At 44.7% G+C, this 22947-nt stretch carries 20 protein-coding genes; 11 read left to right on the top strand and 9 right to left on the bottom strand.

The window, feature by feature from the left end; all coding sequences use genetic code 11:
- The first annotated feature begins 78 nt into the window (after nt 1–78).
- Nucleotides 79–513 carry an IS200/IS605 family transposase gene (gene tnpA, locus C6Y40_RS06710; protein ID WP_105933925.1) on the top strand — a complete coding sequence of 145 codons (435 nt, stop codon included), beginning with the start codon at nt 79–81 and terminating at the stop codon, nt 511–513.
- 55 nt (nt 514–568) lie between these two features.
- Here the strand turns inward: tnpA and C6Y40_RS06705 are convergent, their stop codons facing one another.
- From C6Y40_RS06705 to C6Y40_RS06690, 4 genes are read right to left on the bottom strand one after another with little or no spacing between them, the layout of a single operon-like run.
- Entirely contained in the window at nt 569–2248 is a 1680-nt protein-coding gene (locus tag C6Y40_RS06705) for a porin family protein (protein WP_105933919.1), read from the bottom strand.
- Between the two features lie 20 nt (nt 2249–2268).
- Complete coding sequence (locus C6Y40_RS06700; protein ID WP_105933918.1) at nt 2269–3258, bottom strand: XrtA-associated tyrosine autokinase; 990 nt, start codon at nt 3256–3258, stop codon at nt 2269–2271.
- Nucleotides 3258–4832: an XrtA system polysaccharide chain length determinant gene (locus C6Y40_RS06695; RefSeq protein ID WP_105933917.1), complete on the bottom strand. Its 1575-nt coding sequence runs from the start codon at nt 4830–4832 to the stop codon at nt 3258–3260. Before C6Y40_RS06695 ends, C6Y40_RS06700 begins: the two co-directional genes overlap by 1 nt.
- A gap of 50 nt (nt 4833–4882) precedes the next feature.
- The gene (locus C6Y40_RS06690; RefSeq protein ID WP_105933916.1) at nt 4883–5515 is read right to left on the bottom strand and encodes an XrtA/PEP-CTERM system exopolysaccharide export protein; all 633 of its coding nucleotides are present in this window, start codon (nt 5513–5515) and stop codon (nt 4883–4885) included.
- A 195-nt stretch (nt 5516–5710) separates the two neighbouring features.
- Between C6Y40_RS06690 and C6Y40_RS06685 the strand changes: the two genes are divergently transcribed.
- The 4 genes from C6Y40_RS06685 to C6Y40_RS06670 are packed head-to-tail and all read left to right on the top strand — an operon-like array spanning nt 5711 to nt 10423.
- Nucleotides 5711–7123 carry a TIGR03013 family XrtA/PEP-CTERM system glycosyltransferase gene (locus tag C6Y40_RS06685; protein WP_105933915.1) on the top strand — a complete coding sequence of 471 codons (1413 nt, stop codon included), beginning with the start codon at nt 5711–5713 and terminating at the stop codon, nt 7121–7123.
- Nucleotides 7124–7155: 32 nt separating this feature from the next.
- Nucleotides 7156–7968, top strand: coding sequence for an XrtA system polysaccharide deacetylase (locus C6Y40_RS06680; RefSeq protein ID WP_105933924.1), 813 nt, complete (start codon nt 7156–7158; stop codon nt 7966–7968).
- 17 nt (nt 7969–7985) lie between these two features.
- Nucleotides 7986–9527 (top strand): exosortase A, encoded by a 1542-nt coding sequence (gene xrtA / locus C6Y40_RS06675; RefSeq protein ID WP_105933914.1) that lies wholly within the window; start codon nt 7986–7988, stop codon nt 9525–9527.
- 2 nt (nt 9528–9529) lie between these two features.
- Complete coding sequence (locus C6Y40_RS06670; RefSeq protein WP_105933913.1) at nt 9530–10423, top strand: FkbM family methyltransferase; 894 nt, start codon at nt 9530–9532, stop codon at nt 10421–10423.
- On the opposite strand, the gene C6Y40_RS06665 is transcribed toward C6Y40_RS06670, so the two are convergent.
- Genes C6Y40_RS06665 through C6Y40_RS06655 form a run of 3 tightly spaced genes read right to left on the bottom strand, consistent with a single transcriptional unit; the run spans nt 10420 to nt 13338 of the window.
- On the bottom strand, nt 10420–11529 hold the full coding sequence (locus tag C6Y40_RS06665) for a right-handed parallel beta-helix repeat-containing protein (RefSeq protein ID WP_105933912.1): 1110 nt from the start codon (nt 11527–11529) through the stop codon (nt 10420–10422). The two genes, C6Y40_RS06670 and C6Y40_RS06665, sit on opposite strands and share 4 nt — an antisense overlap.
- Before the next feature lies 1 nt (nt 11530).
- Nucleotides 11531–12127: an acyltransferase gene (locus C6Y40_RS06660; protein WP_105933911.1), complete on the bottom strand. Its 597-nt coding sequence runs from the start codon at nt 12125–12127 to the stop codon at nt 11531–11533.
- Nucleotides 12124–13338: a TIGR03087 family PEP-CTERM/XrtA system glycosyltransferase gene (locus C6Y40_RS06655; RefSeq protein ID WP_240621866.1), complete on the bottom strand. Its 1215-nt coding sequence runs from the start codon at nt 13336–13338 to the stop codon at nt 12124–12126. The genes C6Y40_RS06660 and C6Y40_RS06655 overlap by 4 nt, the downstream gene beginning before the upstream one ends.
- A gap of 249 nt (nt 13339–13587) precedes the next feature.
- Between C6Y40_RS06655 and C6Y40_RS06650 the strand changes: the two genes are divergently transcribed.
- A complete protein-coding gene (locus tag C6Y40_RS06650; protein WP_105933909.1) occupies nt 13588–14739 on the top strand; it encodes a glycosyltransferase family 4 protein in 1152 nt (383 codons plus the stop codon).
- Here the strand turns inward: C6Y40_RS06650 and C6Y40_RS06645 are convergent.
- Complete coding sequence (locus C6Y40_RS06645) at nt 14736–15866, bottom strand: glycosyltransferase family 4 protein (protein ID WP_105933908.1); 1131 nt, start codon at nt 15864–15866, stop codon at nt 14736–14738. The two genes, C6Y40_RS06650 and C6Y40_RS06645, sit on opposite strands and share 4 nt — an antisense overlap.
- A 250-nt stretch (nt 15867–16116) precedes the next feature.
- Here C6Y40_RS06645 and C6Y40_RS06640 point away from each other — a divergent pair, with 250 nt between their 5' ends.
- A complete protein-coding gene (locus C6Y40_RS06640) occupies nt 16117–16998 on the top strand; it encodes a hypothetical protein (protein WP_105933907.1) in 882 nt (293 codons plus the stop codon).
- Between the two features lie 85 nt (nt 16999–17083).
- Nucleotides 17084–17974, top strand: a complete 891-nt coding sequence (locus tag C6Y40_RS06635) for a hypothetical protein (protein ID WP_105933906.1) — start codon at nt 17084–17086, stop codon at nt 17972–17974.
- A gap of 52 nt (nt 17975–18026) precedes the next feature.
- On the opposite strand, the gene C6Y40_RS06630 is transcribed toward C6Y40_RS06635, so the two are convergent.
- Nucleotides 18027–18863: a sulfotransferase family protein gene (locus C6Y40_RS06630; RefSeq protein WP_105933905.1), complete on the bottom strand. Its 837-nt coding sequence runs from the start codon at nt 18861–18863 to the stop codon at nt 18027–18029.
- Between the two features lie 296 nt (nt 18864–19159).
- On the opposite strand from C6Y40_RS06630, the gene C6Y40_RS06625 reads away from it, so the two are divergent.
- From C6Y40_RS06625 to C6Y40_RS06615, 3 genes are read left to right on the top strand one after another with little or no spacing between them, the layout of a single operon-like run.
- Nucleotides 19160–20512 carry an O-antigen ligase family protein gene (locus C6Y40_RS06625; RefSeq protein ID WP_105933904.1) on the top strand — a complete coding sequence of 451 codons (1353 nt, stop codon included), beginning with the start codon at nt 19160–19162 and terminating at the stop codon, nt 20510–20512.
- Entirely contained in the window at nt 20509–21387 is an 879-nt protein-coding gene (locus tag C6Y40_RS06620) for a glycosyltransferase family A protein (RefSeq protein ID WP_105933903.1), read from the top strand. The genes C6Y40_RS06625 and C6Y40_RS06620 overlap by 4 nt, the downstream gene beginning before the upstream one ends.
- Before the next feature lie 60 nt (nt 21388–21447).
- Nucleotides 21448–22923, top strand: coding sequence for an oligosaccharide flippase family protein (locus C6Y40_RS06615; protein ID WP_105933902.1), 1476 nt, complete (start codon nt 21448–21450; stop codon nt 22921–22923).
- Nucleotides 22924–22947 lie beyond the last annotated feature (24 nt).

Raw genomic sequence — 22947 nt, 5'->3', positions numbered from 1 at the left:
CATGGTAGGGCTTTGCCCGTATACCTACCCATGTTAAATCTCCCTTTGATTTTTAGCGAAGTCAAAAAGGAAATTAACATGAGTAGATACGAGCAAGCATCGCATGTGTTCTGGCGATGTCAATATCACATAGTTTGGACGCCGAAGTATCGGTTTAGGGTTTTGAAGAATAAATTAGGCAAAGATGTTTACAGGTGTATTCACGTGTATTGCCAGCAACTCGGCTGCATAGTAGTGGAGTTGAATGTACAGATTGACCATGTCCATCTGGTAGTAAAAATTCCTCCAAAGTTATCCATATCGAATTTAATGGGAGCTTTAAAAGGAAAAATAGCATTGAAGCTATTTAGCAAATATCCGCATTTGAGAAAGAATAAGATGTGGGGCAACCACTTTTGGCAAAGAGGCTACTTCGTTGACTCAGTTGGGATAAACGAAGAGATCATAAGACGGTATGTTCGTCACCAAGAGAAGGTTGAAAGACAAGAGCAAGCTCAGCTAGCCCTTGAATAGAAGGCCCCCTTTTAGGGGGTTAACGCAAAGCCACCTTCTTTAGAAGGTGGATTCTTTACTGTCTGTTACTTTGGAAGTTGTAGGTCATGGTAAGTGATATGCGAGTTTCATTGAAATCAAACACATCTCTGCCTATCCCGCTGGTATTTTCATTATCCAAATAACGTACATCAGCACCCACAGATAAGCTTCTCGACAATCTGTTGCGAATGCCGATGGAGTACATGCTTGCATCAGTATCGCGCCCAGCGTCGTCGATTGTATTGTTAATCTGTGAAAACTGAAAACGACTATAAATGGAAGTTCTTGAGCCAACCTCAAGGTTTGCGTTCAATCCGATTAATTTCTGGATTTGCTGACGGTTGTCAATACTGTATTCCGTATCGATATATCTGCCATCCAATGATAGCTTTAAGTTTCGCCGTTGATAACCAATACTACTACCAAGCTGGCGACGTAAGATAACCTGGTCGGTTAATTCCGTGATTAACTGGCTAAATTGAACTACCTGTTCCCCTGGCTGTAATTCGTAATTCAGGGTATCAGGCTGGAAACAGTCGAGAATATCGACTGAACCCGCGGGACAAACAAAAGTTCCGGCATCGGCAACATCGAACATCATAGTTGAAAATGTTGTGGTTCGCTCCTGGTAGGAGATTGATGTACGTATTCGTTTGGTGCCGTGGTTGAGGCTAAATGTCGCAGCTTCGCCATAATAGCGGCGATTATACTGAGCCTGAACACTGGTGCGCGGCGAAAATTGCCAACTAGTAGATATTCCTACAAAGGTTTTTCCATCGTCTTCACCTTCAGTGGATATCTTATTGAGCGTAACATTGAAAAAGCGGCCTTCAGCGGGACGATAGTTTAAACCGACCCCGTAAGTATTAAACTTTGAAAACTGATTGTTGAAACGAGCAAAGAAGTTCTGCAATTCACCTGCAATGTCATTTTCTTCGTGGGTAGCTGTGAGCAAGAGCCCAAAATCATAGTAAAGGTTATAACCAACTTCAGCATTTACGAATAACGATTCAAATTCTCCTCGGTCCTGCCGATCGGTTTTACGATAGGTTGCATTAGCACGCCAGTAAGCGTTTCTGAACCAATCGCCATTCACCAATGAAGCATTTGCCGAAACGCCCTTAGAGTCAATAAACTGATTAAAGGGGGAAGTACTGTCGCCTTCTACTTCTTCAAGTGTGTTATCAGACTTCGTTTCCATATACTGGCCGGTTACGCTTAAACCCCAAATGTCACCGCGAGGTACGTTCAACCTGGCTCCAGCACTGTGCGTGGTTATCTTGGTCAAGTCATCCGAATTTAGGAGATAATCGGAGGAAATGTAAGTTTCCGGACGATAGGACTGATATCCTTGAGAGCCGCTGCCGAAAATCTGAAATACGTTATCAATGACACTGAGATTGCCAGCATAGTTGAATTCCGTGAAATTAGTCGAACTACTGCCTTCATCAAGTTCGAAACGTTGATAAAGGTGAGTAGCGGACACGGTAGCACTGGCCTTTTTGCTGGTATAAATCCCGGTTAGAGTAGGAGAAATCTGTAACGCGTTTCTATCTTCGTAGCGGCTATTTTCACTCTCTGTGTCAAAAGATTGATTTACCAGAGATGCATCTACGGCACCCCGAAATTGGATGTCAGCATATACGTTAGCACTAAACGCTACCGCCACAGCTGTCGCGATAAATGCCGGGCGAAATGTATTAATCCTTTCCACAAGCTGTCCTTTATCGCTGTCTATTCAGAGGGACCACTACCGTAGTAGTAGCCATAGTAATTACCATTATCGGCGCTTTCGTTAACAGCTTTGTTAACCACGAAACCCACCGCCATATCAGGGTTGAGCCTGTCGACGATATTATTAATATCGTTTAACTTGGTTCGGCCCTCCTCAGTAACTATAACCGCCTGACCGGCAAAACTCGCCAGTACTGCTGATTCATTAATACCAATTAATGGTGGGGTATCGATAATGACAATACGATCAGGATAACGATTGGAAAACTCATCAATCGTCTCGTTCATTCGTTCGCTGGCTAATAACTCAGTAGACAAATGATGCGTTTGACCAGCAGGGATAATTCTCAGTTTATCTACGTTAGTACGATAGAGCACATCAGAGATATCCTTGTTTTCATCCAACAGATATTCCATAAGGCCTTCGCCGGGATTTACCCTCAAGGTTCTGGTAACATTTGGCTTAAGAACATCAGCATCTACTAATAGAACGGTTTTATCCTGTTCTGCGGCAAAGCTTAACGCTAAGTTAATTGCTGTAAAGGTTTTACCTTCTGATGGGCGCGCGCTGCTCACCATAATGATGTTGCTGTTATTGAGTGTCTTCGACAGTGCGCCAAAAGCATTTCTTAGCAACTTACGCTTAATTTCCCGGTATTCTTCGTTAATTAATTTTCGAGCATTGCTGACAGAAACAAAGCCTCTTTCATCAAGTTCTTCGAGGTCTATGGTCAGGCGCAACGCCTCATTATCCGCATTAACTGCAGCCCCAGGCTTTGACTTTGCTGGTGTTGGCTTGGTTTTGACCTGTCCCTCTGTTACTGGTGTTTCAACAGGCAGATCAGTTTTTGCCGCCTGTTGTTTTTCCAGGGTACGCTCAATGGTAGATGATTTCTTGTCTTCCTGAGCACTCTCTGCTTGCTGAGCGGCCTGCCTGGCTGCAGCTTCTCTTTGGCGCTGCAAGGCTTTTTCTATTGTGTTATTAGCCATTATAGGAACCTCTCTACCAGGTTAACATGCGCTACTTCTGCTGCCAGCAGGATAGCATACATGGTTACAATTGCCCCGGAGGATAAGATAAACAGGAACACTCGTAAACGGTTTCTACGTTGGATCTGCTTCAGGTTTAAATGCGTCACCGCACCTAAAACCGGGAACGATGTAAGGGCTGTTAATTGTCTGCCACGGACCAGCACTGGCCTGATTTGACTGATAGCGAATGCTAGTGCAACACCCATACCGAAACCAAGAACAAGAATACCTGTATAATACACGAGTCGTTTAGGCCCCGTAGGTGTATCTGGCACCAACGGTGGTTCGATAATTCTAAACTGCAACTCTTCGGATGATACATCGGCGCGACGTGAAAGCTCTGCCGCTTCTTTTCTACGTAACAATTCTTCATATTTCTGCTTAGTAATACCGTAATCACGATTCAGAGCAGTGGACTCCGCTTCAATTTGCGGGACCAGATCAATTTTGTTTCTTAGTTCCTGAATTTTAGCTTCAAAATCACTCTCCCTGACTCGCAGCGACGCGATTTGACCTTCGAGACGGCTAATCTCAAGCTTTAATTCTGTGGCAAGCGGACTTAAGTTTGTATCGTCTCCGTCTTCGGCTGTTTCGCTAAAGTAAGCTTTCAGTTCATCCTGGCGCGATTGTTCGAGCGAAGCTAACAAGCTCTTAGCTTCAATCACATCGGGATGCTTATCGGTAAATCGCAACTTCAACTGATCGATCTTCTCTTCCAGAGATTTGATTCTGTTATCGTAGCGGGTTGTAATCACCGGCGTGTTATCGCCCTGACGAACATCAAATCCATCAGTAGCCCGACCTGAAGTCATTTGGCTTTTAAGCGATGAAACTTGTTGCTGTAATTCTCTGATTTGCAATCGAGTGCTTTCCAGATTGCTGTTTGCTCCCTGGAGTGTCGAGTAGAATGAGCCCGAAACCGGTAATATATCATTGTAGCGACGCTGGAAATCAGCAAGGCGTTGTTCAGCTTCGATTAGGCGGGTTTCATATTCTGAAATCTGCTCATCCAGAAAGCGACTGGCAGTATCGGTATCCCTACGGTTGTTACCTAAGCTTCCCTCAACGAACAAATCCAGTGTTTCCTGAACCACACGTTTAGCAAGTTCTGGATTGCGGTTAGAGTAGGAAATATTATAAATATTATTTCTGCCAGTTCTGTCCAGCCTGATATTTTTGCTAAGCGTATTAATCAGATTGGTGTAGCCCTCAGCAGTATTTACTGTAATGTCGAGGTCGGACTCCCTGGCGATAATCTCGATGTTGGAGCGACTTAACAGCGTCTGTGCCATCATCGCAATTTCTTGCTGAGGATTGGTTTGTATTGCTAAACCACTCAACAAAGGTTGAAGCATCGAGCGGGTGTCAACAAAGACAACAGCTTGAGACTTATAAACATCGGGCATCATTGCCACATAGCCAAATCCGATAGGGCAGATTAGCCACGAGCAAAGCATAATGTAGCGCTTTTTTAACCAAATCCCACGAATATAATCGAGGACCATCTCAATAGTTTGTTGCAGTTCCTGCATGATTTCGTCCGTTTACCGCTAATTAGACACAGTGATTACGATTCTGATTTCTAGAACCATGCTTCTGGAATAATAACGATATCACCAGGTAACATATCCACATTTTTAGAAATATCGCCATCGCGAATTAAGTCGTCAATGGCGATTTTGTATGTACTTTGGCGCCCATCCACAACTCGAATAAGCTTTGCATCGTTGCCGTCAGCGAATTCGGTCAAACCACCCACAGCGATCATTAAATCCAGCAGCGTCATATGCTCTGTGTAGTTAATTGCTGTTGGGTTGGTCGCTTCACCGATTACGCGAACCTGTTCGCTTAACGGACCTGAAAAACCGTTTACGCTCACGGTAACTCGAGGGTTGTTGATGTAAGTCGATAATTTTTCTTCGATTTCTCTTGCCAGCATTGTTGGGGTACGACCTGAAACATCCAGATCTTCAACCAGCGCAGTAGTAACCTTACCATCGGGACGAACCACGAAGCTTCCTGAGATTTCAGGGTTACGCCAAACAAAAATTGACACATTATCACCCGGGCCAATCAGATATTTGTAGTCATTAACATCCGTGGTGAGTGAGGGACGCGTGGTAGCCTGGGGTAGACTGCTGGTTCCACTACATCCGGTCAGTAAAGTTCCCAGTGCAGCCGCAGCGAGTAATAACCTGGTATTTACCTTTTCCATGCTTTTCTATCCTGTACTTAACAAATTAATTGACGGGTGACGTCTCAACTTATCAGACTTTTTGAGTCTGTTGTTAAAATTTAGTCACTAATATAATGCGATAGTGAGCAATTAGTCTATCTCATTCAAAAAAAATGTCATATCATAAATCCCGACAGCGGAAATTACGTCAATAACAGGCTGGTAAAAGACAATATGGCAGTTGCAAAAAACAGACAGAATAAGCGTTCTAACGCGTTGGTTATCACAGAAGCTTTGCTTGTTTCGTATGTGGGTTACATTACCAGCTTTATTTTGGTTCAGCTAAACCTGATTGCTGAACCTGATATCGAAAATCTGACAATTAATATCTTTCTGATCACGCTTTCAGTGCTGCTTTGCTCATTGTCTGTGGGTCTTTATGAAGCAAAGCTCCGAGAGACCTTCAGGGGGATTATCCGGCGTATCTTTGTGAGCTTGGGCCTGAGCTATTTTATTGTCGAAATTCTCACCGGCACTCTGTTTGCCTCGCTGGACATGCACTCTTACTATCTGCCCACCGCAATATGTCTGAATATTATCGCGCTGGTTTTTTTCCGATATTTTACTAATCGTCTTGGTTTGTTGGGACTCGGTCGTGTTCGTTTGGTTGTACTCGGAGCCGGAGAACGGGCATCGATTATAGAAAAGCGGATGCGACGTGATGTCGACCGTTTGGGTTTCGAACTACTTGGTTTTGTGCCCGTGCCGGGAGATAACCGGGAAGACGGGATAAAAAATGAAAAGATCATCCACGTTAAAGTAGATGAAAGTCTGCGTAATTTTGTGGTTGAAAATGACATTGAAGAAATTGTAATCGCCTGCGACCAACGACGGGGTACATTGCCAATAGAAATTCTGTTCGATTGCCGTTTACGCGGTATCGAAGTCACGGATTTGCTGGATTTTATGGAACGGGAAACCGGCCAGATTGCGGTAAACCTCATGTACCCGAGCTGGGTCATCTATTCCAACGGTTTCCATTCGCAAAACTATCTGCGTGATGCGCTTGACTATTCGATGAACGCAGTGCTTGCGTTGTTTGTTTTGTTCTTTACCTGGCCCTTTATGCTTATTACAGCGATGATCATCTACCTTGATGATGGACGCAGAACGAAAACCTCAGTGTTCTATAAACAGGAGCGTGTTGGGCAAAACGGGCGGTTATTTAAAATTATCAAGTTTCGCAGTATGCGGCCCGATGCCGAAAAAGACGGGGCAAAGTGGGCAACCAAGAACGACAATCGGGTTACCCGCATTGGTGCTTTTATCCGTAAATACCGAATCGACGAATTACCTCAATTGATCAACGTATTCAAAGGCGAAATGTCTTTCATCGGACCACGTCCGGAGCGCCCGGAGTTTGTTGAGCAACTGGTCAAAGAAGTGCCATATTACAACCAACGCCACAACGTTAAGCCCGGCTTAGCCGGCTGGGCGCAGCTTAATTATCCTTATGGGGCAAGTGTTGAAGACTCCATGGAAAAGCTTAAATTTGATTTATATTACGTAAAACACCAAAGTCTGCTGTTGGATATCCTAATTTTGATAAGAACTGTTGAGATTGTTTTGTTCGGAAAAGGGCGTTAGTTGTGAGTGTTGCAGACTCTCGCTTAAATGCAATGACAGTAGATGTGGAAGATTATTTCCAGGTGTCCGCCTTTGAGTCGGTTTTTACGCCTGATGACTGGCCGGATATTCCTCTGAGAGTCGAGGATAACACCAACAGACTACTGGATATTTTCGCCGAAAATAATGTTAAGTCGACTTTCTTTACCCTCGGTTGGGTGGGAAAGCGCTGCCCGAACCTGATTAAGCGGATTGTTGATGAAGGGCATGAGCTGGCGAGTCATGGCTTAAACCACAGGCGTGCGACGACTATGGACCGGCAAGCCTTTGTTGAAGATGTACAGACCAGTAAGACGATTTTAGAAGATGCTGGCGGCGTTGCGATAAAAGGCTACAGAGCACCTAGTTTTTCTGTGAACGATTCCAACCAATGGGTTTATGAAGTCCTGGTAGAACTTGGTTTTACCTACTCTTCAAGTACTTATCCGGTAGTGCACGATCTTTACGGTGTTCCCGACTGGCCACGCTTCAAGCACCAAAGACCTGAAGGCATTACAGAAATTCCGGTGCCGACGATTATCAAGAAAGGTAAAAACGTAGGCATCGGCGGCGGTGGTTATTTTCGTTTGTACCCTTATTGGCTGTCCAGAAAGCGAATTGAACGGTTTATGCAGACAGAGTCTGCACCCTATAGTTTTTATTTTCATCCATGGGAAATCGACCCCGACCAGCCTCGAATTAACGAGGCGCCTCTGAAGTCCAAGGTTCGCCATTACATTAATTTGAGTAAAATGGAAGGCAAACTAAAACAACTCTTGGCTGACTATCGCTGGGGTACAATGCAAGACGCTTACGAACTTAAATAATATCGCGGTGGTAAATCATGCAGGAGCAAGCAGTCGCAGGTAACAGCAATAAGGAAATAAACAAGGCCTTCACCGCCGCAATGGTCCCCGTGATTCTGGTCTTACTGGGTTGGGCAGCGGTATTTCATCAGGGGTTGGTTACTGCTGTTTCCATTTGGTACAACTCCGATATATTTAATCATTGTTTATTCGTCATCCCCGGTACTTTTTTCCTTATTTATCTCAAACGCAAGGCGCTGCTGGCACAGCCAGTAAAGCCCAACTACTGGGTGATGGTATTAATTCTACCGGCTATCGTGCTTTATGGCATCGGCTTGGCCGGGGACGTGCAACTGTTTATGCATGCCGCTATGTTTGGCTTGTTACCGTTACTTATATGGATGGTGCTAGGTAACAAAGCAGCCTGGCAAATTTTATTCCCATTAGTGTTTATACTCTTCTGTATTCCGGTTGGGGAAGAATTGGTTCCTTACTTACAGCAAATCGCTGCCACTTTTTCAGTGGATCTACTGGAGCTTTCAGGTATCCCGGTTTTTCGCAGTGGTCTGTATATTGAAATCCCCAAAGGGCGTTTTCTGGTGGCGGAGGCTTGCTCAGGGATCAGCTTTTTCATTGCCTCCCTAGTGATAGGTTGCTTGTATGCCTATCTCAACATGTATAGCGCAAAGCGTCGTTTTGTTTTTGTTTTGCTGTCTGTTATTTTTCCCATTGCAGCAAATATTGTCCGGGTTTACGGCATTATACTGATCGCACACTTATCTGACATGAAATATGCTGTAGGTGCGGATCACCTGATCTATGGTTGGTTTTTCTTTGCTTTTGTTATTATATGTTTAATCGGCATTGGTGAGTTACTGCGTGAGAAAGTGCCGGCGCAAGGCGATGACAAAGAGCTTACTATGCAGCCCAGAGCACCAATAAGTGCAGCAACTAGCGGCTTAATTGCTGTTGGCGCGATATTATGCGTAGCAGCTGGCTGGTATCAGTTTATCGCTAGCGCTAATCCAGAAAAGCAAGTACAGCAGTTTGAGTTTGCAAATGACCCGCAGGTCAAACCGCTAAGCGAAGACGAAGTTTACTGGTTAGCGTGGAAGGCTAAATTTCGCTCGCCCACAGTTGAGCAGTATCAGCAACTCACCACGCCTTATGTTTTCCCCATTACTGTCTACCAGGCATTCTATGCTGCAGGGGACGGTGAATTGGTAAGTTCGTTAAATCGTCTTTATGATCAGGACCGTTGGACCCGGGTAGAAGTCATAGATCTACCTATTTCAAATGAGAACCCATTTGCTTTGGAGCTAGTTTCTTCACCTGCCGGTAAATTGCGGCTGATAGCCAGCTGGTATGTGTTAAGTGATCAAACATTAGCAGGTAAGCAACAAACCAAACTACAGCAAATCTTCAGCACGCTCGGCGGGGAGCCTGCCCATGGCGCAGTTGTAATTATGTCCATGGAAGTTGAACGGCGCTTTCTGCAAGCGCAGCAAAAGTGGTTCATTGACAAAGTGTCTCAGTCATACCCCGAACTCACGCAGCAATCGCGTCTGGCCGGTAACTAACTGTGTCCAAACGCGTAGGCAGTCTGCAGGCCCTGCCTGGCTGGTTAAACCGTTTAGTGGTTTGGAGCCAACGGCACGATGTTAAAGGCAAGTACGCTTTTTATCGATGGATGTGTAAGCACTATTCAGATAGCTATGTGTGTTATAACTTCGACCAGGCCAGCTTTGTTCTGCCGGTTGATGAGTGGTGCTTTTGGCTTGAGGGTGGACCGGATAATTACTATATGGACGAATTTGGTCCGTTTTGCAATCTGCTCAACAAGCTGGGTCCCTTTTCTTTTTTTGACCTAGGGGCTGATATAGGCACTGTGAGTGCATTGGTATCGAGAAACTGTGCCGGGTTGCAGAATATTGTGGCCTTCGAACCTAATCCAGGCTCTTATGCCATGCTTTGTCATAACCTGGCTGCTCTGGAAGTCCCGGCTAGGGCGGTAAATCAGGCGGTTTCTGACTTTGACGGCATGGTGAGTTTTACCACTGATAATAGCCAAACTGGCGACCATGAGGGCCATATTATGCCGGGTTCCACAGGAGATACCAGGGTAACCTCCCTCGATAGTTATCTGGCTGACAATGTTGTTACCCTGGCAGATATACTGGTGCTCAAAATTGATGTGGAAGGCCAGGAGATCCCCGCCGTAAAAGGATCATTGGCAAACATTCAGCGTGCCTCTGGCGCAGTGCTTTTGCTGGAGATACATCCTGAGGTACTGGCTTCTCAGGGGCAAACGCCCGAAGATATGTTTGGCGAAATTGAGTCGATACTCGAAGTGAATTGGTTTGTACCGAAGTTTGCCCAACAGAAAGTTGACAGACAGCAACCTTTTTTTAACCAGTTTCCAGCACAGCAATACGACGTGATAGCACTAACACCATCTCTGGACTATTTACTTTAATCCCTAATCGGGTAAAGCGTATCAAACACCTGTTGTTGATAATGCGCGGGGAAGCGTTTTATGATGGTTCTTTTCAGGGCCGGCGACAGTTCGGCTAAGCGATAATTATCATTTAATTCGGCACTTCCGCTATTTCGCTTGCGGATTTTTTTATTCGTGCCGTTTTCGGCAATCAAAACGCCCTGAGTAGCTTCAAATCGGTATTCAATGGCATTGGGGTAGCCGTGATGCTGGATCACCCGGTTTTGCTTAACCATGGTGCCAGGGGAAGACTCAAGAATTATGCCGGCATCGGCATAAGGGTGATTATTATCGGCGTGATAAACTATGTTGCCGGTAATTAACCCGCCCTGATTACCTCTGCCTCCCATGCCAAAACCAATACCGCGGTCGCTGTTGATTATAATATTGTTGACTACCTGATTGTGAGCACTGTTATTCCACAAGTGAATAGCATGCTCAGCCACTTTGTCTGCGGGGCTGGCTATGCCAAAAAACTGGTTGGACTCGATTCGCCAGTGCTGACCAAGGTGTAAGTCCACGCCACCAATGTAATACTGTGGCCCTATGCCCTCAGTGTATCCGAAAGTGCAATGACGAATAATCCCGTGGTCTGCCGCAACCTGGCTATTGGCCCGATGACTAACTTTGAGAAGCTGTTCATAGGCATTCTGTAACACACAGTGCTCAATCACGGCATGGTCGGCATTAGCTTCGCCTACGATCTGGATAATATGATGAGGGGCTGATTCCGCGGTTAAGCCTGAAAATCTAAAGTGGTGTCCGGTTACCCTGATAAGATTTTTAACCCGTTTTGATGGGGCCATTCCCGCGCCACGCAGAATAGTGGTGGCGGGATCGCCTGATGCTGACTTCAATGCAACATGATTGCCAGTAATATTGAGGGTCGAACTGAGCTGATAGATACCATCGGCAATAAGAATAAGTGTATTGCCTCGCTGGTTGGCTTGTTTGACAGCTTTGTAAAGCCCCTGTTCGGTATCAACTTTAACGGTATATTGATATTGCTGAGAGATAGGTAAATCATCAGCCTGGCATAAAGAAGCGAATAGCGTTAGAAAAGCCAGGCGGACTATGCGTTGCATACTATGACTTCCCGGCAGGCTTGCGGCTGCCGAGCACTTTAGCCGGATTACCGCCCACAATGGCATAATCTGGTACCGGGTTGATAACTACACTCCCTGCACCAATCACACACTTTTTACCGACGTCGGCCATCACCAACGCCCCGTTACCCAGCCAGCTATCCTCGCCAATAGTCACCTGAGTAAAAACGCCACCTTGTTCACGTAAGGGGGTGTCCGGGTCAGAGAAATTATGCTGTCCTTTGCCGCTCATAATATGCACGGCGCTGCCTAATAAGCAGTTTTTTCCTATGGCGCATTTGCCTATATTGCATTGTGGCCCGATATAGGTACCTGGGCCGATTTGTGTGTCGTGTTGGGAGAATAAGGTACCGAAACCGATAACCAGTTCCTGACTGGTGTGCTTAAAGATGAGTGAGTAGAACGCAGCTCTTAAATAGACGCCCAATATTCCCGGCCACAAACTCATTAACTGTGACCAACTGGTAGTCGCCTGATCGGCACCCATTAATGCACTTTGTAGCTTAAATAACAGATAAAAGGGCAGAGAAAGGATCACGAACAATAGCCGTAAGAGCATTTTGACAAAGGCTTTCATTGAGGCGTCGCCTTATCGTTGTCGAGCAGTTGTAACAAAGGGGTCAGAATGCCGTCCCAGGAATAGTGTTCGTTGATAGTTGCCAGGGCACTATTGCGAACAGTCTGGTAGTGGTGAGGGGCTGCCATTAATCGTTTGATGGCATTAAACATATCATTTGGCTCGTCACCGACCTCAATATTTTGCCCCGGCGTGCACTTTATACCTTCAGCTCCCATCGAGGTACTGACCACCGGTAAGCCGCACGCAAAGGCCTGCAGGATTTTGTTCTGAATGCCGCGGGCTATCCGAAATGGCGCAACAAATATGTTGCTCTCATGGAAGTAAGGTAAAATGTCTTCAACAAATCCAGTGACTCTTACATTGTCTACGCCTTGCAACCTGGCGATAGCCGGGGTTGGGTTCATGCCGGCAATAGTCAGCGTAGCATCGGGCCAATAGGTTAACACGCTCGGCCAGACCTCGTTATAAAACCACAACATAGCATCTACGTTAGGCGTGTAGTCCATTACACCGGCAAACAACAAATGTGGTGTTTTTACCTCAGTTGCTTGAGTCGCCGGATAAAATTCAGCCGGGTCAATGCCATTGCCAATAGATAACACCTCGGCTGCAGGATTTCCCGCTTGCTGTTTGTACAAATTAGTTTCTGGTTCGGCAACAAAAAAGCAAGCATCAAACTGTTCTCCAACCCGATTTTCAAGGCGTCTGACTAAACTGGCTTCCCGCTGATAAACCCAACGCATTGGCGGTTTGGTGTTGCGTGAATACTGAAGCCACTTGTGAGAATCCATGTCCATAAAATCCATGATAAGGCGGGGCCGCCTGGCTTTTTTTGCTAATGCCGTGGAACGGAAAACATAATTCGCCATACTGGAAGCAGTACAAACAATGGCATCAATATTTTGCCGCTCTAGTAAATCATCTATTTGTTTCTGTAATCCGCTACTGTAAAAATGCGCTTCACTCAAAGAGGTGTTACCGGCGATACCACTCATATAACGAAGCAGTTTGTGACTAAGCGCTTGACTAAGCGTGTGGCAGCCATATTCTTGCTCCAGTCTTTTGAAGTAATCGAGTTCGTCCGATTGTTCGTAAGGGGCAGCTACAGTTACTTCTATGCCATTACTGCGCAAAAAGTTTATCTGGTGGAAAGAGCGTAGTTTCTCTCCTTTATTTGGCGGAAAAGGTATCCGCTGGGCAAGGTACAAACAGTGCAAGAGTGATCTCGTTTAGTTGTTATAGGCATATGTTTTGATTAGTGTATTATGCTTTCTGGTGAATAAAAAGCCATAACGGCATGTGAATAAGATTTCTGACACAGGCAGTATCTGAACGATTGCCGTTTGCGTCGCAAGCGGTTTATAAATGCCCTTGCGAAGCAAATGCTTATTTACACTTTCCCGAGCCAACGCTATTCTGCAAAGAGTTGGTATTTCAATCATTTTTCGGAGTAACAATTGAAGACGCTGGTACTAACTCAGAACTTTCCGCCTGCATCCGGAGGCAGTGGTCGTTGGTTCTGGGAACTCTATTCACGTTTAGGCAGCGATTACATTGTTGCGGCCGACGAGATGGCCAATTCTGAGGTATTTGATTCCAACGCGCCAATGGCTATTCATCGTCTGCCGCTTTACAGTCCACAATGGGGCGTAGCTAATCTGCAAGGCTTAAAATATTACTGGCAGTCGTTCAGATCGCTCAGGCGATTAGTGAAAGAGCAGGACATCAGCTATATCCATTGTGGCCGAGTCCTGCCTGAGGGGCTGATGGCATGGATACTGAAGAAAACTCTGGGCATACCTTACCTGTGCTACGTGCACGGTGAAGATCTGGAAGCCAGCGCTTTATCCCGCGAATTAAACAGCCTGACCAAACTGGTGATGCGCAGTGCCGATAAGATAATCTGCAACAGCCACAACAGTGCCAATATTGTTAGTCGCGTGGATGACAGTGTGAATCATAAAGTCACAGTAATGCATCCGGGCGCTGACACAAACAAGTTTTATCCGGTTGAAAATAAAGATGAGGATTTTCTCTCCTCCATGGGGTGGGATGGGAAAAGTGTCATTCTGACGGTTGGTCGATTGCAGGCTCGTAAAGGCCAGGACAAAATGATTGAAGCCATGCCGGAGATTTTAAAGCGCTGCCCACAGGCTCACTATGTAATCATCGGGCATGGTGAGAGCCGTGCTCATCTGGAGCACTTGATTGAGTCGCTGGGGTTACAGGATCACGTTCAAATGCTAACGGATTGTGACGATGAAACCATGATTAAATGCTATCAGCAATGTGATGTGTTTATTCTGCCCAACCGAACAGAGGGGCAGGACATTGAAGGTTTTGGTATGGTACTTGTCGAAGCGCAGGCCTGTGCAAAGCCGGTCATTGCCGGTGATTCAGGCGGCACTAAAGAAACGCTGCTTGCCGGTAAAACCGGTGAAATTGTCGATGCCACCAACGTAAGTGTTCTGGCCGACGTTATCACTTCATTTATACAAGACCCGGCTCGCTGTGAAGCCTATGGTATAGCAGGTCGTAAACATTCAGTTGAGGCCTTTGACTGGGACAATGCGGCAAAAAACGCCCGCTCGGTGTTTGCTAAAGGCTAAGACCGGGCGAGTTGACGATACAGTGTCATCATCTGTCTGGCGGAGTCCTCCCAGCCAAATGAATGGCAGTGAGTGAGTCCTTTTTCTATCAGCTTTTGTCTTAAATGTGAGTCATTTATCAGCAGCAGGATCGCCTCACCCAATGCGCCCTGAGTTTCTATGTCTACTTTGATTCCAGCATCGCCTGCCGCCTCAGGCAGAGAGCTGTTGTTGCCAGTGATAACCGGCACACCATAGGACATTGCTTCAAGGATAACCAGGCCAAAACCTTCATAAAGGCTTGGGTACAGGAATAGGTCGGCATGCTTATACAAGGTGTGACGCTCTTCATCAGAGATAAAGCCAGTCAGTAAGACCCTATCATCTAGCCCGTATTCAGCAATTTTTTGCTCTACTGTATGTTGTGATTCAGCGGGTGCGCCGGCGATAATCAGCCTATGCGGTATTTTTGAACTGACTCTGGCAAATTCATCAATCAGGTATTCAACGTTTTTGCGAGGCTGAACGGTACCTATAAACAGTAAATATGGGGTAAGGGAAGCGATAGGGTGGTTCAGGATAGTACTGGATTCACTCGCCTCTCCTGGGTTTGGTTCATAGCCCTGATAGATCACCGAAGTTTTTTCTGCTGCTGCGCCCTCCCTGATAATGTCATTAGCAGTAGACTCAGACACAGCCACAATATGAGTAGCCCTGGCTATATTTTCAAGTGTGGTTCGTTTAAGCATTCTGTCGAGACCTTCGCCATGCACCTTCATGTAAAAATAGGCGATATCATGAATGGTCAGGACTGTTGGTACTTTACCGCTCACTGGCACTGAGTGATTGGGGCCGTGAAAAACGTCTATGCCGTCTAGTTTCATAACCAGCGGCAGGTAATATTTCCACCAGACACTGGGATGTTCGCTAAGCAGGTTTACCGGCGTCCACAGCGGACGGTGTTTGACCTGTTTATGAGCGGTTAGCCAGTCTAACTTCTGCTCCCCGGGCTGACGCTGGTAGTAAAGGTAGTAGGTAGTATCAGGGTGGTTCTGGCTGACAAGCGTTTCGACTAATTTTTTTACATATCTGGATATCCCGGTATGGAATTGCGCTTTGACTACTTCAACGAAAATGCCGACCCGCATTGTGAATATCCCTCTAGTCTATTAGTTTAGGCTTGTCACCAACGAAGAGCCATTGTTGCAGACAACAAAAAAATAAGCATCGGTTTTTTTAGCGTTATTTGGGGAGTTTTGTTGCAATAAAGTTACACGCCATAATTAAACCAGCCTGTTTATTTAATCAACCTGCTTTTAGGGATAATAAATTGGCTAAGCCATATGATAGTGATATAAAAGACACTTAACTTTTTCATCCGTTCTGCAGGAAATTGATTTGAATCCCGCAAATTTTCAGAATACCTGGGTAGTCTTTTGTCTCTACTCACAGGAAAGAGCGATCAGAAACTATCAGCAACTGGAGGCGCTTCTGGAAATATTACTCAGAAGTGGTGTGCAAGGCATTCTTTTGGTTGACAATTCATCCGGGGCACTTAACGCTGAAATACATCAGTTTACTTGCTTATCTCCAAAAGTTCGGCAAATATCCGGCTCTAATAAATACGGAGAGTTTTCTGCGTGGGTGGAAGGTATAGAGTACATCGTTGAGGAGCACGGTGCTAAGTCTTTCATATTGTTTAACGACACCGTTTTTAGTCATTTTAAGTTGTTTTATTGGAAAATCATCAACTTCCTGGGTCAAATTGAGCGTTATTCTATGTGTGAAACGCCAATTCAATTGGGAGAAACGGTTAATTTACCCTACCAGTCTGCGGTAATGGGGGTTTCTCATAACCATTTTGTCAGATCGGCCCTATTTTATTTGAATGAGCCTGCCAGTGGTTTATTCGTTGCGGGGTGTAATAAAGTTTTTAAACAGGCAGAAGGTGCTTTTCGCGAAACGAATAGCTTTGAAATGTTGAAGCATTTTTTTAACGAATCCGGTGTGTATCATGTTGGTAGGTGGCTGTTTTCCGGGGGATGGTATGGTTCCAAACCCTACGATCAATTTGAGCCTAGGTTACTGGAGCTTAAAGTAACCGCGATAGCCTGTGAGCACCTAACGTCCGCAACCTGTATTCAGCATGGGGGAAAGGCGGCGGATTCTAACTTACAGCGTAATTTTAAATTGGCTGAGCAGTTACGCTTAATGACAGCACTGCTGGTGGGCAACCCGTTGTTTTCATTTAAAATGCTTAGAAAATTAAAAAGGAAATAACCGATGGTTATGATGACTCTGCCAAAAACAGCCCTACGTAAATGCTCAAAGGCGGTGTTGCGTTGTTATTAATGAAGGTGTGAATATGTTCGTATTTGTGTGTCCAATTCGTCATCCGGCTTCGTCAAATGATTATGGCAGTATTCTGACTTTTCTAAATAACACCATCGAGTCTTTAAATGCTCAACAAACAGACCGACCTTTCAAAATTATTGTTGTTTGCAATGAAGTTCCCCCTGCCCCTGAAACTTTTAATAATACTGAATTTGTCGCGGTAGATTTTCCGCCACCCGACATGAATAAGGGGGCTCAGGTTCCTTTAGATTTAGTGAAAGATGATAAAGGGTGTAAAATTTCGATTGGATTGCTTTACGCCAAACGTTATTCGCCCGATTATGTCTATGTAATAGACGGTGATGATTGGTTTAATATTGATACTATTGAACACGTATATAAGTCTTCAGCCAGTGATTTGTTCTATGCAAATTCAGGGTATGTAGTAAATTTGGCAGAGAAGACTTTTTTGAAAAAGTTTGGCCTTTGTCGCTACTGCGGTTCGGTTTACATCTACAGCTTTGCTGTGCTCATGAAACTTTCCGGCTTATCCCATCTGGAGTATAGGCAGGGTTTGAATAAGGAGACAATCTATGAAGCCGTCGACTCCTTCTTTCTAAAGCAGATACTTGGTAATCATCGTCATCAACTTCACACTTTTCGTTCTAAAGGCCTGCAGGTGCAGGAGCTGTTAGTTCCTGCCGTGGCGTGGATTCTTAATACCGGCGAAAATCACTCCGCACAAAATCCGGGTAAATACGGACTGCCATTATCAAAAAGTTTTCTCACACAATTTGGCATTCGCTCAATTGAGGCTAGCGAAAAGCCGATAGGGCTAAATAAGAGGGTGAAAGCCTTACTTGAGAGCTTACAATCTTATATTGGTTGGCGAAGCACCGATAAAAAGCAAACCATGATTTAGCGATTTTTGTCAGGCTCAGCAGGGGGCTTTTTGAGTTACCCCAATAAAGTTGTCACAGATTGCCGTACTTCCAGCTATCAGGGACTTTGGTTCCAATTTGCTTTTCAAGTTTGGCTATGTCTTCAGCAAAGTACGGGTAGTATTTGGCATTTTCGTTAGCCGAGGGCTGGTTTTTAGTGACCAGTCGATGCTTGTAGGCTTTAAACCAAGCGGTTTTTTTTATGTTCAGGATAGACCTTCCCCAGGCTCGTTTATGCAGGTAATTTTGAATTAGAGTCAGCCTTCTGGCGACTTTTTTGCTGCCAAAGCCAACTGAAGATGCATTAAAATTTCGAGTAGCACTTTGGGGGGTAAAGGAAGGATCCACGCCAATGAAAGCGAAAACTTCCTGAATGAGCTTTAATGGTTCGGTTTTGATACGATCAAAAAATACGACTTTGATATTGTCAGGATTAAACCGACTAAACAAGTATTCTACCTGTTCACCATACAAGCTCTTGGTAAATATAACGGATTCACTGGTGAACACATCATCAAGCGAGGTGATATCGGTGACATTCCTCTCTTTATATAAAGAATAAGAGCTCCTTGTACGCTCAACCGGGTTTCGCAAAATAATGATTAATTTAGCATTCGGACAAGCTTTAGATATGCCATCGATGGCCGTCCGGGAGGACAAATAATCTGGTGTTATTTCACCACACACCTTTGCCTGCTCGGTAAATTTCGCCAGATAACTGTCTAGCTCACTTAAAGGCCGTTTATTAAAAAACTGCATTTCTTTTTGCGGCATAAATATTTCGGGGTGCTCAAGAAAGCACTCAAACATCCAGCTCGTACCCGACCGCTGCGCACCAATACCAATAAAGTGAGGGGGAGAAGTAATCATTTTTTGTCAACTCAAATTATGAGCGGGTAGTGTAACACTCTATTATTAAACGTAAAGACTATGATTTTTACATGAAAATATACGTGATAATACGTTCATGTAGGGCGTAATACTTAAAATTCGCGTTCTACCCTAATAATTCGTTGCTACTTGACTCTGTCTGAGGTTGAATATGTAACGGGATTTAAACGGGACTTGCCGTATCCTGTTTGGCAATATATTTAATGGACTGCTGAGAATTACTAAGCATTTTAGCTAAGTGAACACAGAGCCCTCACCGTGTTTCAGGTTGTGGTATGGTAAAAATTGCGCTTTATTTAGCACTGATTGTCAGCTTTTTTATGATATTCAATGCACCCTGGGTTGCAGCGCTGGTTTATTCCATCGTTTCTGTAATGCAACCGCAGTATATTTGGTTTTGGGCTTTCGAAGACTTCTCAGCTTTTAAGGTGTCGGCCGGTATTACCATTATTGCCTGGGCGTGGCATGTTTTGAATGGGAATATTCGCTGGGATGTGTACAAGTCAGGTCAATTCAAAGGTGTGGTTGCACTCACCATAATATTTCATCTCTCCAATGCGTTGACGCCTTATGAAAGTTACTTTTCACTGGTAAGCGGCGATCTGGTGGTGGATATATTTACAACCATCGCTATTATGTACTTTTTTGTATTGCCGCTGATCAACCAGGAAAACACGATCAAGTTTTTCGGTTTCATGTTTATATTCATTACGGTCTATTATGCCTACTGGGCAAACGACCACTATTTAAGTGGCAATTGGTCACAGTTCGAGGGCGGGCGCTTATTGGGGCCGCGGCGTAGTCCCTATAAAGACGGCAACGTTACGTCTATCGTGTTAACCAGCGGTCTTGCTTTTGTTATGTTTGGGATCCGTTATTTCAAACAAAAGTGGCTCAAGTATGCTTTGATTATGACAATTCCTTTTATCTGGCATGCTTTGATTCTTTTCGCTTCTCGTGGTGCATTGTTAAGCGCCGCCTCTGTGACGTTGTTTTTCGCTTTGGTGGTAAAGTCCAAATCACTTAACCTGGTTATGGCAATTGGGTTTGTCGCTATGCTGGTTTATCAGGGGGGGATGCTGGTGCAGCGTACTTCCAGTACCGTTAGCCAGGCCCAGTCTTCGAGTAGTGGTGATGAGCCGTTGAATCCTCGTCTGGTTTCCTGGTCTGTTGGCATAGGTATAGCCTTCGAATATCCTCTGCTCGGAGCGGGGCCACAGAGATTTCAATATGCATCACAGCAACTTTATCCGGGTAAATCGCCTCATGTAGCGCACAATACGCTAATTAACTTTTCCGCAAATACGGGACTAATTGCCGGTTTGATTTATCTTTCTTTCTTTTGGGTTTCATATAAGCAATACAAGTTTGTCAAACGATTTGCCGAAGATAACTCTACGTTCGACTACATAAATTTATCTTGTATGGGAGGCTTAGTTGGCTTCTTTGTCGGGGCGTTTTTCCTTGATTTAATTATCTTTGAACCGTTTTATTTTTTATTAATTCTAATCACGGCTAACTATTACATGGTTAAGAATGCGGTAGAGAATAACACCGGTATTGAGGGGATCCGTATGGCAGACCTCAGTGAAGATGATGCCAGTAACACTCAGAAGGTCACGGCATGAATGGACTTAAATACAATATAGTCATGTTCGCTTATAACGAGCAGGATAATATTGAAACTTCTATAACAAGTGTCTTTAATAGTACCGATGAATATTTGCATCGCTTTTATGTTATCGCCAATGGTTGCACTGACAACACTGTAAGTGTGGCTAACGCGGTAAAGCAAAAACTCAATTTTAATGAGCTAACAGTCCATGAAATTGAGCTCGGCGATAAATGTAATGCGTGGAATACCTACGTACATGAACTGGCAGATGAAGTTGCAGTGCATTTCTTCGTAGATGCTGATGTACGTTTCTCATCAGACTGTTTTCCCAAAATGGCGGAAAAACTTCATGCCTCGCCGGAGCAAACCGTTATTATCGCGGGAATGCCCCTTAGTGGCAGAAATCTGGACTTTTATCGCAGCCTGGTAATTGAACGCGCTTGTTTCTTTGGTAATCTTTATGGCATGAAGTGGTCTTACATAAAGCGGATTCGGGAAAAACCGTTTTACCTGCCGATTGGATTGAATTGGATTGATTCGTTTTTGACAAAAGCTGCGAATACCAATTTGGCTTTCGGTAAGAAAAACTTACCTAACAGAACGACTTGGTTAGAGGGAGTAGGATATGACTTTGAAAAGTTGTCGGTGTTTAAGCTCAGCGACATCCGCCTGTATAAAAACCGAATAGCCCGGTATGAGCTAGGTAAGATTCAGGAAGTGTTTCTTGACCAACTGCCTTGCGAACAATGGCCACGGGATATGACCCCTATTAATGAACAAATTGAAGCTGATTTCGACCAGTTGGCAAAGCACCTGGGGCCGATTAAAAAGCGGATGGTGAGAAAGCGCCTGACACGCTTATTGAATAAAAAACGAAATTCAGCCTAACCTTCTGATTCCTAGCTTTCTTTTTAGTTTAATTGAGTTCCTAGTTCGAGTTATTACCCTATGCTAACTGCCCGCTCCGGAATTATAGCCAGCGCATTGTCTGTCCTGACACAGGTGACGCGGCGCATGGTTGGTGTTGTAAGCCTGATTATTCTGGCTCGGATCCTGACTCCCGAAGACTATGGTCTTGTTGCTATTGCACTGTTGTTCCTTAATTTTATAGATGTTATTTCAAGTACTGGCGGAGACAGTTACCTGTTAAGCCGGGAAGAATTGAGTGACGATTTGGTTTATACCAATTGGACACTTAACTTCATATTGAAAGGTAGTCTGGCTGTATTACTTGCACTCTCCAGTTATCCCATTGCCCAATATTATGACGATCCTCGCTTGATGCCGGTTATTCTGGTGCTTAGTTTACAGTCATTTATCGCCCAGTTGGGCAGCCCGGGACTGATTTATAAAATTAAAAAGCAAGAGCTGGGGGCTATCACTAAATGGCAAATCATATCCCGGTTTGTAACAACTGGGATTACAATTGGCATTGCGGTTATCTATGAAACCTATTGGGCGCTGGTACTGGGCCAGTTCATGGTAACGGTCAGTCAACTTTTATCAGGCTATGTCATCGCGCCAAAGATGCCAAGATTCTCGTTAAAAAATATTCGTCCACAGTGGGAGTTTTCAAAATGGGTGTTGCCTCAGTCGATACTTAATTTTTTCAGAAGTCAACTGGACGCAATGTTTGTTACAGTCACCTTTGACAAGGCCATCGTTGGTGGATATAACTCAATGCGTTACTACGCTAACATTCCTACCACGATGTTTATCAATCCGGCCAGTGGTCCGTTGCTGACTCAGTTCTCTCAATTCAAGAACAATCCCAATTATTTTGAAAAGCAGTTACAGGTTGTACTGTTTTTCATGTCGATGATCACCGCGCCCATCATTTATCTAATGAACGCCCATGCCGCTTATGTCGTGGAATTAATTCTGGGGCAAAAGTGGGTTGAGTATTCGGACTTGCTGGCAATATTTGCTTTCTTTACCATTGTGATGACGCTTAACAATATCCTCAGCCAAATCGTGATGTTAAAGGATCGTACGAGGTTATTGTTTGGTTATTCCATATATTCCACAATCGCCCAGGCGATAATGTTTGCAACAGTTGATTTCACCAGCGTTAACCAGTTGGCGGAATATAAGGTGGCGCTTGATGTCTTTTCTGTGGTGTTATTCTTCACCATCGTAATATGGGCTTTTGTTGGCAAGCATGCGTACTTTGCGCTGGTAGCTCCGTTAGTGCCGTCTGTTCTGACAATATCACTTAGCGGACATCTGGCATTTTTGGTAATACCTACCGTTGATTCATTCTGGACGCTGGCCGGGCATTCATTAATCACGGCCGCTTTATTCGGTATGATGCAGCTTATGTTGATTTTAGTGCTACAAAGCAGGGTCTATTGTTTTGCCTACACAGTTAAATTAATGATGCCTGCCTGGCAAAAATGCCGGCGTATGGTGGGTAGTGCGTAAAAGAGCGAGTTTGGTAATATCAGT

It is taken from the genome of Marisediminitalea alba, from assembly GCF_002993365.1.
Taxonomy (GTDB): Bacteria; Pseudomonadota; Gammaproteobacteria; order Enterobacterales; family Alteromonadaceae; genus Alteromonas; species Alteromonas alba.
The sequence above is the reverse complement of the archived record's forward strand: the minus strand, read 5'-3'. Positions and strand labels throughout refer to the sequence as shown.